22 protein-coding genes, 1 tRNA gene and 2 pseudogenes are annotated in these 18270 nt (G+C 36.2%); 19 read left to right on the top strand and 6 right to left on the bottom strand.

The genetic code is table 11. The features are described 5' to 3' along the window. Positions 1–11: 11 nt before the first annotated feature. A complete protein-coding gene (locus GQ594_RS10710; RefSeq protein ID WP_160411235.1) occupies positions 12–683 on the bottom strand; it encodes an OmpW/AlkL family protein in 672 nt (223 codons plus the stop codon). A gap of 224 nt (positions 684–907) precedes the next feature. Here GQ594_RS10710 and GQ594_RS10705 point away from each other — a divergent pair. From GQ594_RS10705 to GQ594_RS10680, 6 genes and pseudogenes are all read left to right on the top strand, one after another. After that, positions 908–983 (top strand) — tRNA-Lys (locus tag GQ594_RS10705). Positions 984–1144: 161 nt separating this feature from the next. Further along, positions 1145–2394, top strand: a pseudogene (locus GQ594_RS10700) (integrase domain-containing protein). Between the two features lie 422 nt (positions 2395–2816). Beyond that, positions 2817–3596: a hypothetical protein gene (locus GQ594_RS10695; RefSeq protein ID WP_160411236.1), complete on the top strand. Its 780-nt coding sequence runs from the start codon at positions 2817–2819 to the stop codon at positions 3594–3596. A gap of 102 nt (positions 3597–3698) precedes the next feature. Then, positions 3699–3878, top strand: a complete 180-nt coding sequence (locus GQ594_RS10690) for a helix-turn-helix transcriptional regulator (protein WP_065569266.1) — start codon at positions 3699–3701, stop codon at positions 3876–3878. Positions 3879–3888: 10 nt separating this feature from the next. Then, positions 3889–4176 carry a helix-turn-helix transcriptional regulator gene (locus GQ594_RS10685; protein ID WP_065560022.1) on the top strand — a complete coding sequence of 96 codons (288 nt, stop codon included), beginning with the start codon at positions 3889–3891 and terminating at the stop codon, positions 4174–4176. After that, positions 4163–4816 (top strand): Rha family transcriptional regulator, encoded by a 654-nt coding sequence (locus GQ594_RS10680; RefSeq protein ID WP_160411237.1) that lies wholly within the window; start codon positions 4163–4165, stop codon positions 4814–4816. Before GQ594_RS10685 ends, GQ594_RS10680 begins: the two co-directional genes overlap by 14 nt. A gap of 191 nt (positions 4817–5007) precedes the next feature. On the opposite strand, the gene GQ594_RS12080 is transcribed toward GQ594_RS10680, so the two are convergent. Next, complete coding sequence (locus tag GQ594_RS12080) at positions 5008–5178, bottom strand: YlcI/YnfO family protein (RefSeq protein ID WP_202112419.1); 171 nt, start codon at positions 5176–5178, stop codon at positions 5008–5010. A gap of 199 nt (positions 5179–5377) precedes the next feature. Between GQ594_RS12080 and GQ594_RS10675 the strand changes: the two genes are divergently transcribed. The 13 genes and pseudogenes from GQ594_RS10675 (at position 5378) to GQ594_RS10615 (ending at position 15059) form a co-directional block, all read left to right on the top strand. Continuing rightward, positions 5378–5599, top strand: coding sequence for a host cell division inhibitor Icd-like protein (locus GQ594_RS10675; protein WP_160416521.1), 222 nt, complete (start codon positions 5378–5380; stop codon positions 5597–5599). Beyond that, on the top strand, positions 5589–5822 hold the full coding sequence (locus GQ594_RS10670; RefSeq protein ID WP_160411239.1) for a hypothetical protein: 234 nt from the start codon (positions 5589–5591) through the stop codon (positions 5820–5822). The genes GQ594_RS10675 and GQ594_RS10670 overlap by 11 nt, the downstream gene beginning before the upstream one ends. Beyond that, positions 5815–6036, top strand: coding sequence for a hypothetical protein (locus GQ594_RS10665; RefSeq protein WP_160411240.1), 222 nt, complete (start codon positions 5815–5817; stop codon positions 6034–6036). Before GQ594_RS10670 ends, GQ594_RS10665 begins: the two co-directional genes overlap by 8 nt. Beyond that, positions 6023–8434 (top strand): phage/plasmid primase, P4 family, encoded by a 2412-nt coding sequence (locus tag GQ594_RS10660; RefSeq protein WP_160411241.1) that lies wholly within the window; start codon positions 6023–6025, stop codon positions 8432–8434. The genes GQ594_RS10665 and GQ594_RS10660 overlap by 14 nt, the downstream gene beginning before the upstream one ends. A 4-nt stretch (positions 8435–8438) precedes the next feature. Beyond that, a complete protein-coding gene (locus GQ594_RS10655; protein ID WP_065560015.1) occupies positions 8439–8759 on the top strand; it encodes a hypothetical protein in 321 nt (106 codons plus the stop codon). A 223-nt stretch (positions 8760–8982) separates the two neighbouring features. Then, positions 8983–10140 (top strand): annotated as a pseudogene (locus tag GQ594_RS12210) (phage major capsid protein). Positions 10141–10172: 32 nt separating this feature from the next. Then, positions 10173–10727, top strand: coding sequence for an HK97 family phage prohead protease (locus tag GQ594_RS10645; RefSeq protein WP_160411242.1), 555 nt, complete (start codon positions 10173–10175; stop codon positions 10725–10727). Positions 10728–10729: 2 nt separating this feature from the next. Then, positions 10730–11929 carry a phage portal protein gene (locus GQ594_RS10640; RefSeq protein ID WP_160411243.1) on the top strand — a complete coding sequence of 400 codons (1200 nt, stop codon included), beginning with the start codon at positions 10730–10732 and terminating at the stop codon, positions 11927–11929. Then, on the top strand, positions 11926–12258 hold the full coding sequence (locus GQ594_RS10635; RefSeq protein WP_160411244.1) for a phage head closure protein: 333 nt from the start codon (positions 11926–11928) through the stop codon (positions 12256–12258). Before GQ594_RS10640 ends, GQ594_RS10635 begins: the two co-directional genes overlap by 4 nt. Continuing rightward, on the top strand, positions 12251–12544 hold the full coding sequence (locus GQ594_RS10630) for a head-tail connector protein (RefSeq protein ID WP_025315440.1): 294 nt from the start codon (positions 12251–12253) through the stop codon (positions 12542–12544). Before GQ594_RS10635 ends, GQ594_RS10630 begins: the two co-directional genes overlap by 8 nt. Positions 12545–12551: 7 nt before the next feature. Then, positions 12552–12920, top strand: coding sequence for an HNH endonuclease signature motif containing protein (locus GQ594_RS10625; RefSeq protein WP_160411272.1), 369 nt, complete (start codon positions 12552–12554; stop codon positions 12918–12920). A gap of 143 nt (positions 12921–13063) precedes the next feature. Next, positions 13064–13408: a phage terminase small subunit P27 family gene (locus tag GQ594_RS10620; RefSeq protein ID WP_065639115.1), complete on the top strand. Its 345-nt coding sequence runs from the start codon at positions 13064–13066 to the stop codon at positions 13406–13408. Beyond that, positions 13392–15059, top strand: coding sequence for a terminase large subunit (locus GQ594_RS10615; RefSeq protein WP_160411245.1), 1668 nt, complete (start codon positions 13392–13394; stop codon positions 15057–15059). The genes GQ594_RS10620 and GQ594_RS10615 overlap by 17 nt, the downstream gene beginning before the upstream one ends. On the opposite strand, the gene GQ594_RS10610 is transcribed toward GQ594_RS10615, so the two are convergent. From GQ594_RS10610 to GQ594_RS10595, 4 genes are all read right to left on the bottom strand, one after another. After that, positions 15054–15386, bottom strand: coding sequence for a hypothetical protein (locus tag GQ594_RS10610; protein WP_160411246.1), 333 nt, complete (start codon positions 15384–15386; stop codon positions 15054–15056). The genes GQ594_RS10615 and GQ594_RS10610 overlap by 6 nt on opposite strands. Before the next feature lie 354 nt (positions 15387–15740). Further along, positions 15741–16787, bottom strand: a complete 1047-nt coding sequence (locus tag GQ594_RS10605; protein WP_160411247.1) for a tyrosine-type recombinase/integrase — start codon at positions 16785–16787, stop codon at positions 15741–15743. Positions 16788–17216: 429 nt separating this feature from the next. Beyond that, a complete protein-coding gene (locus tag GQ594_RS10600) occupies positions 17217–17798 on the bottom strand; it encodes a DUF3850 domain-containing protein (protein WP_160411248.1) in 582 nt (193 codons plus the stop codon). An 81-nt stretch (positions 17799–17879) separates the two neighbouring features. Then, positions 17880–18182, bottom strand: a complete 303-nt coding sequence (locus tag GQ594_RS10595) for a hypothetical protein (protein ID WP_160411249.1) — start codon at positions 18180–18182, stop codon at positions 17880–17882. Positions 18183–18270 lie beyond the last annotated feature (88 nt).

The following is an 18270-nucleotide window of genomic DNA, read 5'->3' as shown; positions in this document are numbered from 1 at the left end:
TACTGATTAAATTAAAATTTATAACCTACACCAATCATTGCAACCCATGGATCAAGTTTATAATTAACTGTAACTTTAGTATTACCTAAATGTGTCGTTGCTTTGGTTTCAATATCAATATAACGAAGTTGTGCATTGATAAGCCAGTTTTCGTTTAAGTCGTAATCCGCCCCAACTTGTGCAGCAAGTCCCCAAGAACTATCAAGATCTAAGCCATGAAATCCTGCTTTTTTAGCTTCACCACTGAGCTTTTCATCAAAAAAGAAAGTATAGTTAAGACCAAGTCCAACATAAGGTTGGAATTCATAATTAGAATCAAGTGGGTACCAAACCGCGCTTAATGTTGGTGGTAGATGTTTAATTTTACCTAAATGAGTGCCTGCAAGCCCAGTTGAATTGCCACCACCAAGTTTAACTTGATGACTAAATGGAGTAGCAGCCAATAGCTCCACACCAAAATTATCCGTCACCATATATTGAAAATTTAATCCAAGTTGAGTGTCATTATCAGCTTTTGCTTTTAGATCACTTTTTACGCCACCTACTTTAACATGATCACTTTTATCTTTAGGATGAACATAAACGGGACCACCACGAACAATAATTTCATTAGCTGTATGAGCATAAGCCATAGAGTTCACTAACCCCATTGATATAAGCATTGCAATAGATGATATTTTCATTTTAGTCTCCAAAATTTAATCATAATTGATGGTTTAATTTATTTTTCGACAACAATTTTTAATTTAAGTAAGGATATTGGTTTTGTAACTATTTTATTTTATCAATATTATAATACTAATTTTGATATTTATGAGATTTATGTCAAAAAATTAACAAATAAAATGAGGTTGATAATTTGCATTATTATTTAAATTTATATAGAATGACTTGAACATATTTCAATGGGTTGTTAGCTCAGTCGGTAGAGCAGTTGACTCTTAATCAATTGGTCGCGGGTTCGATCCCCTCACAACCCACCATTCCTCAATTCATCCAAATTCAATAACGTTCAAAAAACCTTTATCTAACAAGCTTTTTAGCTAATTTACTGTTTAACTAAGTTCAAGAAGATTTAGCGAAATTCAAACTTTTATGTTATATATTATGTTATACGCTCAAATATAACTTAAATTCGTATAACATGGTCAAGATTATAAAACCTCTAAATGATACTCAAATCAAGTCAGCCAAGCCAAGGGAAAAGGATTTTACTTTATCAGATGGCAGTGGTTTATATTTATTAATTAAGTCTAATGGCTCTAAAATTTGGCGATTTAATTATATTAGTCCTGATTCAAAAAAACGCACATTAGTTAGCTTTGGAAGTTACCCAGAAATCACATTATTTAACGCAAGACAAAAAAGAGATGAATATCGTTCTTTAGTATCTCAAGGAGTAGATCCACAACAGCATAAACAATTTATACAAAACCAATCAAAAAAGAGAAAAATAATACATTTTATAAAGTGGCTGAAAGATGGCTTGAACAACAGAACTCAAGAGATATCACCAGTGGAACAATTAGGCGAATAAAAAATTCATTTGTTAATTATATTTATCCTAGCCTTGGCGATATACCCATCTCACAGCTAAAAGCAAAAGATTTTATTGAAGCTTTAAAACCTCTTGAATGTGCCGGTAAACTAGATACAGTTAAGAGGATATCACAACGAATTAATAGAGTAATGACTTATGCTGTTAACAATGATCTGATTGAATATAACCCAACTGGTAAAATAGGAGCTGTGTTTAAAGTTGCCCATAAGCAAAATATGCCCTCTTTACCACCTTCAGAGTTACCAAGAGTAATGAAAGCTATTTCTTTGTCTAGTATTGAATTGCAAACAAGATGCTTAATTGAGTGGCAACTACTTACAATAACAAGACCAATTGAGGCTGTATCTGCATTATGGAGCGAAATAGACCTAAAAAATGAATTATGGACGATACCAGCAGACAAAATGAAAATGAGAAGAGATCATACTATCCCACTAAATAAACAGGCGATAAGGATAATTGAGATTATGAAGCCTATTAGCGGTCATGGTGAATATGTTTTCCCAACATTAAAAGCACCTTTCAATAAACATATGAATAAAGAAACAGTCAATACAGCATTAAAACGAATGGGCTTTAAAGGTGAGTTAGTTGCTCATGGCTTTAGGTCATTGGCATCTACAGCATTAAATGAACATGGCTTTGATTATGATTTGATTGAAGTCTCGCTTGCCCACGTCGATAGGAATGCAGTAAGAGCAATTTACAATAGAGCAACCTACTTAGATAAACGTAGAGGTATGATGCAATGGTGGGGTGATTTTGTAGAGCAAGCAAGCCAAGGGAATGTGTCTTTATCAGGGAGTAATGCTTTGAAAACCGTTAATGATTAGTTTTGCCATAGCTATATATTAAGCCAGTCAACTAGACTGGTTTTTTATTGCTTCTTATATAGGAATATACTTTATATATTATTTTTAATAACACTAACAACACTAATAACATAATATAATTGATTTATATATATTTTTTTAAGTGTTATTAAAAAATAATAATAACATATATAACATTAAATTATGTCATTAGGTTTGATTCTAAATCTGTACTGATTTCTAAATGAGAGCCTTTCCTTTGGCTAGCCAGATTTCTCTAAAAAGTGATATTAAAAACACATGTAATTTTATCCAGTGGTGGTATAATTATATTTAAATATATTCAGCAAATTAAATTAGTTACGCCTAGGGTAGCTCCTGAACATTCGTAACCCTAACGAACTGGCGTAACTTCTTCATTAGGGTTATTGTTTGGGGGACAAATGAATACTTACGACTCATATAGCTGTAATTCACTTGAAAAAGCTTATTATAGGCCCATTGAAGCGGCTATTAGATGGTGTAATCTTATGGCTCAAGAAAGTTACATATTATCCACTATGAATGAATATTATATTCCGCCAGCAAATATGTTCCCACAGTGGCCTTGCCTAGCTGTAAACGCAGAAAAGATATTATATGCAGCTATGAATGGTCAGATTCCTTATGGACGAGATGGTAAAAATGTAAATGCAGGTGAACAAGTAGCTAGACATAGAATAACTGTAACACATACAGATTTAAAAGAGTGGATGACTAAATATTATCCTAATCAAAAACCTGGTTTTTTATTTGATGATATAGAAAAGAACTATCATTCAGGAATCACATTAGAAACTTATAATGTATTGTTAGCAGAAAAAAATAAGATGGATATTAAATTAAAGCAAGCTAACGATAAGATATCAGAATTAAACAAAAAATTGAACGAAAATGAATTAGAAAATTTATCTCTAAAAAATATGTTAGATAAATTTGGTTCGAATGAGAAAAAACCTACATCAAAACAATTGGCATTCATTAAAGCATTACTTTATATCCACTATGGAGAAGATGTAGCTGAAAATCCTCGACAAGAAATTAATAAAGATTCTTGTAATAATGTAAAAGGTGAAATAGGTACAATTAGGGAAGATTTCATTAAATATGGATTAGTAAATAATTTACCTTCAGGGGACATTGTTCGAGATTGGGTAAATGAAATCGAATTAGATTTAAAATGATTTTGTGAACTCACAACCTAAAATGTAAATTCACAAAAAATAATAAAATACTCTCTAAACTCCTCATTAAGTTAAACACAAATGAACTTAATGAGGTAAGAAATGCAGTTAAATACTCCTAAATATTATTCCCTTGATGAACTGGCGTTAATCTTAGGTTGTGCTAAGAATACATTACGCTACGATCCAAATTTCCCCAAAGGTATTAAAGTTGGCAAGCGTCGAGTAGTTTACGATATGGCCGAAGTTAAAACCTATTTAGAAAGCAACCGGGTACAGTAAGGGGCTTTCAATGTCATATTCAATCACTCCAGAACAACACAAAGCCATTAGGGATAAATACGGTATCCAATATGATCGCCTTGTTCGTGAAAATGAAAGATACAAAATTACAAGTATCGCCCGTTCTACTGCTTGGCAACTTGAGAAAGAGGGTAAATATCCATTAAGAAAATCGTTAGGAGCTAATTCTTGCGGTTGGTCATTAGTGGAATTACTTCACTGGATAGACAACCCTCCAGCAGTAGCAAAGATAAATCAACCGACTAAACGCCGAGGGTTTGCTAATGGGAGCTACTAAGATGATTATTAAGCAAGGTGATATTGAATTAGTTCAATCTAAAGAGGTTCGTATTGATAGCCGTTTGGTAGCTGAAAAAATGGGAATTAAACATTTGAGTTTGATGTCTTTAGTTAATAAAAATAAAAGTGAGCTTCGGGAATTAGGCACGCTTCCATTTCAAATCGAAACGTGCAAACACCGAACGGGTGCAAGTAAAAGTAAATATGTATTACTTAATGAAATTCAATTTGATTTTATATCTCGGTTAATCAGAGGTAAGAATCATAAAGATATTGTTAGATTTAAATTAGATGTAACCAAAGCCTTTGCTGCTAGTCGTAAGCGTGAAGCCGTAAAACGTGAATCATTAGCCTATTACCATGAAAGCCGAGATTCATTATCAACCATGCAAGGAGTAGAAAAACATCACTATATAAACCTTGCTAGAGCTGAAAATAAAATGATTGGTTTATCTACTGGTGAGCGACAAAATGCTGATGAAGTTCAATTAGGTATGTTGATTTGTTTACAACAGATTGAAACATCCGTATTTAAAGAAATCGATTCACCGACAGAAGCAATTAGAGAAGTGAGTAGACGGTTTAATGCTTTTGCTAATTTAATTAGTCCCAACGGTGGGATTACTCATGTTCGGTAATAAAAAAAGCAACCTGTTACAGTTGCCTTTATTCAAACATTAAAATCAATTAATAAGGAATTTTCAATGACAGTAGATATAATTAGATGCATTGAGATTGTGCCAAAGCGTCACGCATTTAAAGCACGTTCTTATAATAACGCAGAGCTAAAAAATTGGGTAGATTTCGGAAGCGTTCGAAAGGATTTTAATTATTCGGAGCGTTTACGTTTACGGCGTTTTATTTCATTCTTAACTGAATTGATGACAAATTGTGATGTATTTTCATCTTCATTTTTGACGAGTTCCATTTCTGCGATTACTTCATGTGGAAAACGAATATCAACACGTTTTGATTTATTGTTATGTTTACCTGTAGCCATATTTTATAAATTGTTTAGTTGTTTGTACCGACAGTATATAACAAAAAAAAGCAATAAAAAAGGCTTGACTTGTCGTGACACTATAATTTATATTGTCGTGACACCTTTTAATTATATAGGTGTGAAAATAACAATAGCCCAAAGAGTTCTCACCTCAATGAGCTATCTAACCACAATAACATTAAACGAGGTAATGATTATGGCTAACCGCTATGATAGCGTACACCTATGCGCAAGACAACCCAAACTATATAAATTCTATGACCTATCAACGGCTCAAGTAGTCCAAACAACGGCAACAACCGAACGCCAAGCACGCAAGAGCCTAGGCAAATCATCCCTTATCTTTATTGCCAGAATTCGCTTATATCCAGTTATTGAAAGAGCCAGAAGCTTTGGAGGTTATCACTATGGGCAATAATAACTTTCAGATATTAAATAACATCGAAACAAAACTTATTCAAGTTCGGAGCATGGCTAAAATTGCCTTAGATAATACTAACTATAAGTGCGCAGGATATGACGAGCCTTTTATCGAACAAACCGATATGAGTAATTTACTGTGGGTTATCGTTGATTTAGTAGAGCAAGCTTTTGATGAGTTACAAGAGTACGGGTTAACGGAGGATAAGAACAATGGCTAATATCTCACTGGACGCAATTAATACTATCAATACAAGACTAGGACAAACCAATGCTATCTCCACGCTTTTAATAGCTGATTGTGATTCAAACACGCCAATTAACGAAGAATTACGCGCCTACGCCTTTGATGCTGTATCAGACTTGATTAACGATTCTAAAAAGCTATTTAGAAGCGAAACCGAGCGCAGGGGGTTACAAGATGAAAATCAATGAAATTACAGCCCAAGCCGTAGGTAAATGGGATTATGTCTTTCAATCATTGGGTATTGAGGTGGGTAATGGCAAACATTGCCCTTGCCCTGTCTGTGGGGGTAAAGATAGATTTAGATTTGATAATCAAAATGGTAGAGGTACGTACATCTGTAACCGGTGCGGTAGTGGTGACGGCTTAGAGCTTATCAAAAACTATTATCAATGCGACGCTAAAGAAGCATCGAGAAAAGTAGCGGAGTGTTTAAATCTGTCTAATCCGAATAACCAAATACGGGAAAATCTCGCATTTAGAAAATTAGATTCCGAACAATTACATAACGATAACATACAAGATAATCCCGTATGTAAAAAGGTTGAGTATTTGCTATCTAAAGCAACATTAGGGCAATCTCAATACCTGACTAAGAAAGGGTTAACCTTTGATTTACCCTTGTTAGATAACGGGCGCATTTTTGTGCCTATGCTGAATCTTCATAATGAATACGCAGGCGGTCAATTTATCGAACCTGACGGCAGTAAGCGCTTAATGAAAAGCTCGAGCAAAAAAGGGGCTTTTATTTTAGTTAGCTCAATTTTTAGCAGACCTACCGAGGTGTGCGCAAATTTGCTCGCACATAATGAAATGATTATCTGTGAGGGTTTAGCCACAGGGATATCGATAGCGGAATTCCGCCAACAGTCTATTGTTATATCCGCTATTGACGCAGGCAATCTTATTCATGTAGCTAAAGACATTCGTGAGTTAAATCCTACCGCTAAAATCATTATCGCAGGTGATAACGATATTGGTCAAAGCCCTAATACGGGCTTAGCTAAAGCAATAGAAGCAGCTCAAGCGGTAAATGGTTATTACTCCGTTCCTGATACAGATTATAAATGTGATTGGGATGATTATAGGCAACAACATGGCATGAATAAAACTACAGCGGTATTTGACAACAATATCAAAAAAGCTGAATGTAACTTACAAGGTAAAAGTCAAGACGTTGGCATTACGAAAAATGCCCATAATCCCGTTCCCGACTTATCGCAAATGCAAGCTAGCCAGAAAGCAGATGTACTTATAGAGCACTATGATAATAATCTTGCTTTAGATATGCTTACTAATGAAGTTTATCAGTATAAGGATAATGTTTGGCAGATGATTGCTGAAATGGATCTAAAGCGTGAATTAGTTCAGCTATTCAGGCAAGCAAAAGCGCATTATTCAGAAAAAGGGGTTAAATCAACCATTGATACCATGAAGCTACAGATACCGTTAAAAGGTGAACAAGCTAGAAATTTAATCGGGTTTAAAAATGGCGTTTTTGATTTACAAGCTCGTGCGTTTAAGCCTCATTCTAAAAGCCATTGGTTACAATCAATTAATAATGTTGATTATATTGATAGTGTATCTAATGAAAACTTAGAACGTCATGCACCACATTTTTATCAGTGGTTATCACGCTCAGCTAAAAAAGATAAAATCAAAATGGATGCGATAAAAGCTGCGCTATACATGATTTTAGCCAATCGTTATGACTGGCAATTATTCTTAGAGGTTACAGGCGCAGGCGGTAGCGGTAAAAGTGTTTTTGCTGAGATTGCTACCATGCTAGCAGGCAAGAATAATACGGTATCGGCAAATATGGAAGCCTTAGAAAAACCAAGAGAAAGGTCGCTTATTGTTGGGCAATCATTAATCATCTTACCTGACCAAGCCAAATATATCGGTGAGGGTAACGGTATCAAGGCGATTACTGGGGGGGATGAGGTGGCGATAGATGAAAAATATAAGAAGCCTTATTCAACTAAGATACAGGGGGTTATATTAGCGATTAACAATAACCCAATGACATTTAGTAATGATGATGGCGGTATCTCACGGCGCAGGGTTATTTTTCACTTTGGCGAGCCTGTCCCTGCTAACGAAAGAGATCCTAACCTTAAAGATAAAATTAGCGCAGAGTTATCCGTTATTATTCGGCATCTCTTTAACTATTTTAAGGATGATAGCAAGGCTAAATCATTACTAATTAAACAGCAAAAATCATCGGAGGCTATCGAAGTGAAACGATTAACTAACCCACTGATTGATTTTTGTAGTTATCTTTTTGCTACAGATAAACCCGATGGAATGATGATAGGTAAATACTCGACACCCATACAGTTTAAGCGGTTTTTGTATCATGCCTATATTACTTTTATCGAAAATAATAACTTGAAAAATCCATTATCGCTTCGAAACTTTGTTAATGCTTTACCATCAGCCATGAAAGAATATGATGTAGAAGTCATTATAAGAGCAAGGCATAGCGAGGGACGCAGGACTAACTTACACCTTGATTATGATAAGTGTAATGACTGGTTCCCTGATGCTGCGTTAGAAGAAAATAATATTAACTATAATAAAAGGTAACAAAATGAAAAGACTAATTGATACTAAAATTATGGCGATTGCATTAGATGAAATGTTGCATGATCCTATTAAAATAAATCAAATAACAAACGAATTTAGCAATCTAAAAATGTATGTGCAAAACCAGCGCAAAATTTTGGATAAGAAACGAACTAATAATGAATTAACTGAATTAGAGGAATATTTTATTTTCCCCGCTTTAGATGATGTTTATTTTTATTTATTAGATAGCCTAAAAAGTAACGCCAAACCTAGTGGCGAAATGAAGAGAATTGTTAGTGATATACCAAATAGAATTGATTATTGGCTAATACAAATAAAATAATTTTGTTTTCATGCTTTCAGGTGGATTTTATCTAATTCATTGAATTAACAATATTATTTTATTTTGTTAGACTGCTATTTGGGTTAATAGAATAACCACGAATTAGCGCAGATATGGCAGTCTAAAACCAAAGCGCAGCACCTTCTATAGTTTAACCACTATCACCTTTCAAAGCCTTTCATATCTCGCTGTAAATAATTTATTAATACAGGTAAATATAGATATGAAAAAACTGATTGAATTACGTCAATTAAAAGCAACCAAAGTAACCGAAATGCGCTCAATGCTTGACAAAGCAGAGCAAGAAAACCGCAGTATGACCCCCGAGGAAAAAACACAATTTGATACCATTAAGGCTGATGTTGAGCAACTCAATACAGATATTGCTAACTATGAAAACTTAGCCAATGAAGAGCGTAGCCTTGCGGATAAAGGTAAGCCCGTCGATAAAAAACTTACTAATGAAGAGTTACGTAACTATATCCGCACGGGGGAAAGCCGTTCATTATCGACTGGCGTACCTGCTGACGGCGGTTATACGGTTATTCCTGAGTTAGATAAAGAAATCATGCGCCAGTTATCGGATGAATCGGAAATGCGTGCAATTTGTACGGTTAAAAAAATCGGTTCAAACGAATATAAAAAACTGGTATCTGTAGGTGGCGCAGCGGTTAATCATGGCGAAGAGGGAATAGCTAGAACGGAAACCGCTACCCCAAAACTTGAAGAAGTATCAATCAAGTTATACCCGATTTATGCTTATCCTAAAACAACGCAAGAAATCTTAGACTTTAGTGATTTGGATGTCTTAAGTTGGTTAACCGATGAAATCAAAGATACTTTTGTCGAAACCGAAGAATTAGACTTAATTAATGGTAATGGCACTAAAAAAGCTAAAGGATTCCTTGCTTATCCGTAAGCAGCACAAGCCGATAAAGTGCGTCCATTTGGCACACTAGAAAAGATGACAACGACCGCAATCACGGCAGATAGTTTAATTGATTTACTTTTCAAACTTAAGAAGAAATACCGTAAAAATGCTGTATGGGTAATGAACTCAAATACTGCAGCAACATTACAAAAACTTAAAAATGGTAATGGTGATTATATTTGGCGTGATGGTTTGAAAGCAGGCGATCCTGATATGCTGTTAGGTAAACCTGTTCATTATTTAGAAAATATGAATGATACGGGTGCCGTTGTTGCGGTGGGTGACTTTAAACGGGGTTACTACATTGTTGATCATGAAACAGGGGTAAGAACCAGACCCGACAATATCACAGAGCCAGGATTCTATAAAGTCCATACCGATAAATATTTAGGTGGTGGTTTGGTTGATTCTAACGCTATCAAAATCTTAGAACTATCAGCAGGTAAATAATAACAGGGGCTATATGCCCCTTTGAGGTTGATATGGATAAGAAACAATATGAAATTAGAAGCACCGAAATAACACGAGACGATACTAAACTAGTGGGTTATGTGGTTAAGTGGAACAACCGATCGCAATTAATATGGGGTGATTTTTATGAGCAATTCGCTCCTAGGGCTTTTAGCCAATCATTAAATAATAATCCTGATATTCGTGCTTTATTTGAGCATGATCCGAAGTCTTTATTAGGTCGTACTACTTCAAATACATTAATTCTTAATGAGGATGATATCGGATTAAGGTTTGAGCTTACACCACCTGATACTCAATTAGGGCGTGATTTGCTTGTCAGTGTTGGACGTGGTGATATTCGAGGTATGTCGTTTGGGTTTATGGCTACTCAAGAATCATGGGATTTTAATCAAGAGCCTTGTTTAAGAACTGTCAGCGCAGCCGAATTATTTGAGGTGACGGTCACCAGTATACCCGCCTACCAAGAAAGTGATATTCAAATTGCTAAACGCTCGATGCTTGAAGCTAAAACAAAATTACAGCCTGATTTAAGTAAAGCATGGCTTGACCTTATGGAGTTATAAACATGGGATTATTTAGCCGTAAAAAGAAAGAGCAACGAAGCATGACGGTTGACGAGTTAATCGCTTACCTTGGCTTGCCTAATACAAATTCGGGCGAATATGTATCGCCTAGCTCAGCCGAGGCATTACCAGCCGTGATGAATGCGGTCACGGTAATCAGTGAAGCCGTTGCCTCAATGCCGTGTTATCTCTACAAGCTTAACAAAAAAGGCGAACGTGAACGCATATCAAGCCACCCTGTTGAATATTTGCTAAATGAGATGCCAAACACCAAACAGACACCTTACCAGTTTAAGCGCACGATGATGCGCCACTGTTTATTAGGTGGTAATGCTTATGCGGTCATTCACTGGGGTAATGACGGGCGACCTAGTGGGCTTGAAAGCTTCCCACCTTATGCCGTTACCCCAAAACGATTGGGTAATGGGCGTTATGCTTACTCCATTGTCGATGAGGATGGTAATGTCACAAATTACTTACAAGATGAGGTATTACATTTACGTTATGCGAGTGATGACGGCTTTATTGGGCGTTCACCTGTTACTATTTGCCGTGAAGCAATAGGATTGGGGCTAGCACAGCAACGCCATGGCTCATCTGTCATGAAAAATGGCTTAATGGCTAGTGGTTATGTTTCAATGGCTGAATGGATGGACGACGCAAAAGGCAAAAAAGCCCTAAACGCATTAGAGCGTTATAAAGGGGCAAAAAATGCAGGGAAAACGCCTATCCTTGAAGGAGGTATGAAATACGAGCAATTAGGTATGAGTAATCAAGATGCCGAGTGGTTGCAAAGCAGGCGGTTTACTATTGAAGATATTGCACGTATTTTTAACATTAGCCCGATGTTTATACAAGAATATTCCCATAGCTCATACAGTAACTTTTCAGAAGCTACACGCTCATTTTTAACATTAACGCTAAGACCATGGCTAACTAACTTTGAACAACAATTAAAAGATGCCTTGATGATTGATGTTAGTCAAGATAAAAGCCGTTACTTAATTGAATTTGATACATCCGATCTGATGCGTACTAGCCCGATAGATCGCTTTAACAGTTATAACATTGCGATTAAATCAGGAGTAATGAATCCTAATGAAGCACGACTAAAAGAGGGATTACCTCCTTATGAGGGAGGCGAAGAATTTAGTCAGGCATGGAAGCAAACTGTTGAAGTTAAGACGGAGCCAGCTACATGAAAGCAGGACGATTAAGAAGCAGAATAACTTTACAAAAATATCAATCTAGTCGTGATGATTTTGGTCAGGTAATTCAAAACTGGGTAGATATTGCAAACGTATGGGCTGAGGTTAAAGCAGTAACGGGTAAAGAGCTTATGTTATCACAGCAAGAGATGAGCGGTACCACTATAAGGGTTTATATTCGCTACCGTAAGGATATTGATACCACTTGGCGGATTAAGTACCTGATAGCTTGCTCACAATATTTAAATATTAAAGCTGTATTACCTGACGCAAAAAGAACTTATTTAGAATTGTTATGTGAGGCTGGTTTAAACGATGGCTAATATTACCTTACAAGAAGTTAAGTTACATTGCCGTATTGATGACAGTGACACCTTAGAAGATAGCTTACTTCAAATCTATATAGATGCTGCTCTTGAAGTTTGTCAAAAGCATATAGGAAAATCATTTGATATACAGGAATTCACGCCTGCAATCAAAGCAGGTTGTCTTATGTATATAGCTCATCTATATGAGAACCGAGAAATGGTTAGTACTAACACCGTAAGCGAAGTGCCGTTAGCTATTTCTTCATTGTGGAGTATCTACCGTGACCCAGCTATCTATTAGGTGAATGATGCCAATACAACCATTAAAAAGATGTTCATATCCTAATTGTCGTAACCGTGTTAAATCAGGGCGATGTAATGAGCATAGAAGAGATAAACAGCAAGATAAAGCACGAGGAACAGCAGCACAACGAGGCTATAACCACAGATGGCAAATATATCGAGCTGAGTATCTCAAGCATAACCCATTATGCAAGATGTGTAATGATAAAGGATTACTTACTCCTGCTACTGTGATAGACCATATCAAACCTGTTGAGGATGGACAAAGTGATCCTCTCTTTTGGCAAGCAAGTAATCATCAACCATTATGCCGTGATTGTCATAGCTATAAGACAAGAGTAATCGATAAACGAGGATTTGGGTCATCTTCATAATAAAGACAACTGATAGCAGTCCTCAGATATGATGAGTGGGTAGGGGGGAGTTGTTCAAAGAAAATCAAAGAGTTAAAAGACCGCCCCCCTCCTCAAATTTTTACGCACGGTGATTTTTTAGAAAGTAGAGGAAAAATAATAAGATGAAAGCACCCAAATATTTAGATAAATTAGCTAAAGAGCAATGGAAACTCAGAGCCGACCACTTAGCACAGCGTGATGATATTCAGCCAGCCGACTGGACTAACTTAGAGCTATATTGCGTTAATTATTCAATGTATCGCAAAGCAATGGAAGACATTGCAAAGCGTGGGTTTTCAATCGTTAACTCACAAGGTACAGAAAGCCGTAACCCTGCATTAAGTGCAAAGTCAGAAGCTGAAAAAATTATGATTAAAATGGCTTCATTACTGGGCTTCGACCCTGTTAGTCGTCGCAAAAATCCCGTAGAAGTTGAAGAGGAAGACGAGCTTGACCGCTTGGCATAATTACGCATTATCTGTTAAAAATGGGGATATTTCTGCTTGTAAACGCTTAAAACAAGCAGTAAATCGCTATTTTATTGATTTAGATAATCCAAATTATTACTTTGATAGTGAGATAGTCACTAAATTTATCTCATTCTCAAAGGTTTGTCCTCACGTCAAAGGACACCTTAGAAGTCAGCCTATTAACTTAGAGCCGTGGCAACAATTTTTATTTGCTAATCTGCTGGGTTTTAAGCACATCAACACAGGGCTACGCAAGTATCGCAGTGCCTATGTACAAGTACCGAGAAAAAACGCCAAATCAACAACAGCGGCAATATTGGCTAACTGGTTCTTAGTGATGGAAAAAGGACAACAAGATATCTATACCGCAGCCGTTAGCCGTGACCAAGCCCGAATCGTGTTTGATGATGCAAGACAGATGGCCATATTAAGCAAGCCAATAAAGAAAAGGGTCACCATTCAACAGCATAAAATCATCAATCCTAAGCAAAATAGTCTATTACGTCCTTTGGCGTCAAAGGCTGCTACTATTGAGGGGACTAACCCTAGCTTATCCATTGTGGATGAATATCATCTACACCCTGATAATGGCGTATATTCAGCCCTTGAGTTAGGGATGGGTGCAAGACCTGAGGGTATTTTATTTGCTATCACTACCGCAGGCAGTAACACAATATCAGCCTGTAAACAGCATTATGATTATTGTTGCCAGATTTTAGCAGGTGACGAGGTTAACGAATCGCAATTTGTGCTTATTTACGAACTGGACGATGAGAGCGAAATCGACAACCCTAATTTATGGATAAAAGCCAATCCTAACCTTGATATCTCCGTCGATAGGGTTGTCTTAGAGGACACAATTAAGAAAGCCAGAGGCATACCCTCGCAATGGGTTGAAATGCTCACTAAACGCTTTAATATTTGGTGCAATGGAGCCACACCTTGGGTGAATATTGGAAGTTGGACAAAGTGTAAGATTGATTATTCGGAAGATGATTTAAAAGGCTTAGATTGCTATGCTGGATTAGATTTATCATCTACTAGTGATATTACTAGTGTCTGTTATTCATTTCCGTTTGAAACTGAGGTTAGATTATTAACTAGGCATTATATTCCAGAATTTCAGCTTAATAATGTGGCCAATAAAAACCGTGAGATGTACCGTAAGTGGGTTAATCAAGGATGGATAAGGGTTACTAAAGGTGATTGTATCGATTATGATCAGATACGGGATGATATCTTAAAAGATAGCGAGCAATTTAATATTAAGCTGATCGGCTTTGACGTGTGGAACGCCACGCAACTACGCACTCAGTTACAAAATATCGGCTTAGACGTTGAGCCATTTCCGCAAACCTATGCACGCTATAGCCCAACGTCAAAAACGGCAGAGGTATTTATCAGCCGTAAACGCATTAATCACAATGGCGATCCTGTCCTTTCTTGGGCGGTCAGTAATGTGGTGATGGAAACCGATGCGAATGCTAATATCAAACCCAACAAAAAGAAAGCAGCCAACAAGATTGACCCAGCGGTCGCTTTCCTAATGTCATTTGGTACTTACTTGCTTGAATATGGCGAGATAGATATCAACCTATCAGATGAACAAAAACAAGCATTAGACGAATTTAAAGGTATAGAATTATAAAAGTGGTTGCAGAGTAAAAACAAACATAAACACAACCATCATTACAACAAGGGCATAGTAAACAAAGGGTACTTTATAGCGCTTTAATAAAAAAAAACTAGGTACAGCCCAAATATACCATGTAATGATCACCCATAAAATAAAGTAGAATACAAAGGAAATAATACTAATTATACCTATATGCTGTGATTTTTTTGCCATGAGTACCCATGCACAATTAATTAGTATAGTTGGAATGGCATTATTTAGAATCTTTTGTATTACTTTACAATGCTTTTCACTTTTAATAATAGCTTCTTTTAGGCGCTCTCTTTGTTTTTTCATCATCATTATTTCCTTATTTATACTATTTTTGACTTTATATTACCATGTCATTAACAACATACAACACTATAATAACACATATATAATATATTGATTATTAATGATAAATTTTGTTAGTGTTGTTAGTGTTATAAAATTGAAAAAAAGAAGTTTTTCTTTTAACTTTTTGCTTTATTACTAATGGATGAGGTATTACATGTTGGTGATAAGTTGAGTGGGTCATCAATATTTAATGTTATACATTATGTTATATCTCTAATGATTTATTTTTATAATATCACTACATATCAATATGTTATCGATGTAACTCGATCCCCTCACAACCCCACCATTTAAAACCATGATTTTAAATAGTTTTTAAGAATTCCTTGCAGTTTTATTCAATGTGTCAATTGTGCTTTGTGCCGTGAATGTGACATTGTTTGCAAACTCAAGCATATGATCTGCGTTCAAGTGAGCGTATTTATTCACCATCTCTAACGTCTCCCATCCGCCAAGATTTTTTAGCGTATAGAGTGGTGTGCCCGCTTGAACATGCCAACTTGCCCACGTGTGCCTTAGATCATGAAAGTGAAAATCTTCAATCCCTGAAAGTTGGCACGCATCGCTAAAGTCCCGTCGATCAATGTCGTAAACTCGCTTATTAGTTGAACGAGTAAACACGTATTCACATTTATTTCTAAATCTTAACTTACGTATTAATTCAACAGCGTCATGGTTTAATAGTAAAGCTCTGGCTTTTCCTGATTTTGCATTGTCATTTGTGACCGTTGCTACACGATTAACAAGATCAACATTGTGCCATGTTAGTGTAAATATCTCACTCATGCGTGCACCAGTTGATAGTGCAAAAAAACAAACATCTTTCATCCATTGAAGCCGTAAATTCTGGATAAGTAAACTTGCTTTTTCTCTTGTTATCCACTTAACACGAACCTTTGGCTCTTTAGCTCTTGGTACAAACGGTACAGCATCGATCCAATCTAATTTATACGCTAATGAAAACATGCGCATAATGTCAGCTCGATATCTGTTTAGTGTTGCATTCGAAACGGCTTTGCCTGTTCTTTCAACAGTTTCAGGTAATGATTTTAATATATCTTCCCCCGTAATTGATGAGAGTTCACGTCCAGCAAATTTTGACAAAAAGTATTCAGCCCGTGCCTGCTTTACACTAAAGCTTTTTTGCTCTTTACCTTCTTTTAAAAATAAAATAACCGCTTCTTCAAAAAGCCTAGTTGGCTTTTTGTTGATTCTTGACGTTTCCCACAATTCCACTTTTAGTCGATCGTGATATTCTAATGCCTGCTTTTTGTCTGCCGTACCAGTAGAGCGTCTAATTCTTGAGCCATCTGGCGCGACGATGTCAATATGCCAGACGTCGCCACGTTTTTTGATTGACATTTTTTTACCTCCTTAATTTCAGAGGTTAGCCGATTTGCATTATGATTCGCTTTAAACTTTTCTTCAAACTCTTTTTTATCAGCTAACCACTTTCCAACTCTATTTTTTGATTTAGATTGAAAAGAAAATCCGTATTCTTTTCTTTTTTCATAAAGATACGTGTAAGATAATTTTGTTATTCTTGCCGCATCTTTCAATGTAATCATTTCCATAATTACCTCTGGTTTTCTCTCATCAATAAATAACACTCAGTAATTTGCTGTATTTATTCACTGTAAACTCTCATCACATTCTGGGCATTCAGCTTTAAATCCGCTATCGAGTTTTTGCGCTAGATATCCAAGTCCAAAACCACATACTCCCATCATGTGATCAGTAACTCTCCCGGTTCCTTTACACTGCTTGCATTCAACGTATATATAATATTTATTAGTCATTTTTACCTCTTAAATTATCAGCAAATACCAGAATTTCAGCCCTGTATTGTTTTTGTGGTGGTAATTCACCTCCAGTAACACCGATGTACGTTTGTCCATCAGCGTTTTTTACGGCTTCTTCAATACCCTGAGCTTTGATTTCGTTGATGTGTTTTTGTGATTTTAATTTTGCTATCTCTTTACTCAGTTCATCAATTAAATCAAATCTAGGAGGTTTACCAAGAGGAGGTGTCCATTCTTCTCCACCATTATCTGTATATCCAAGCCGTGATAGTGTTCGTTGTGCTGACGTCTCAGAATTACTCTTGTGTACTGACAGTCTAGTTTCTGTTAACAAATTACCTATACTCAACATTACATACCCGTCGCGCAAATACTCAGTATCGTCTAAAATATGAGAGACAATAACGCCACATTGATTGCCTGTGCGATTACCGTGCTCATCAATTTCATGCAACTTTAGGATATCTCCTACCTTGTAATCGCGGTCGTTGTAGCGAATTTCAGCCTTTTTTATGCCTTTTATAACGTCCATGAAATGCTCTGATTTAATTTTTAGTTTGTGTGTTGTCATTATTAGATTCACCTTTAATATTTCGCCAAATTTAGCGTTAATTCATTGGACGTTACCTCCCTTAATGAGGGAGGATATTGTTTAACATTCTTCGATTTTTACGTCATCTGGGCATTCAATTGTTAAAGCTGGGCTGTAATTGTGCCCATTTGTCAACTGAATATTCCAAGGTGGAATTGGTATACCCTCATTTACAGGGGCAACGCCAATCATCCAAACACAGGGAGCAACGTACTCACCGATAACGTAAAGCTGATTTTTGCCTGAACTAACTTTATATCGCACTAGTTTATCGAAACAGTCGATTTCTTCGACAGGTTTTCCGTCAATTGATACACTAAAAATATCATCGCTGTGGCCGATTAAAGTTAATTGTTTTGTCATAACTGTTTCCTTTAGATATTAGTTATTCACTTAAATCAAAATCTAATTGACACGAGAATATTTCGCATGATTCCGAGCATGATCCTGA

It is taken from the genome of Gilliamella sp. Pra-s52 (genome assembly GCF_009795805.1).
In the GTDB taxonomy this organism is placed as follows: Bacteria; Pseudomonadota; Gammaproteobacteria; order Enterobacterales; family Orbaceae; genus Gilliamella.
Note: the sequence above shows the minus strand (reverse complement) of the source record. Positions and strands in the feature narration are given on the sequence as shown.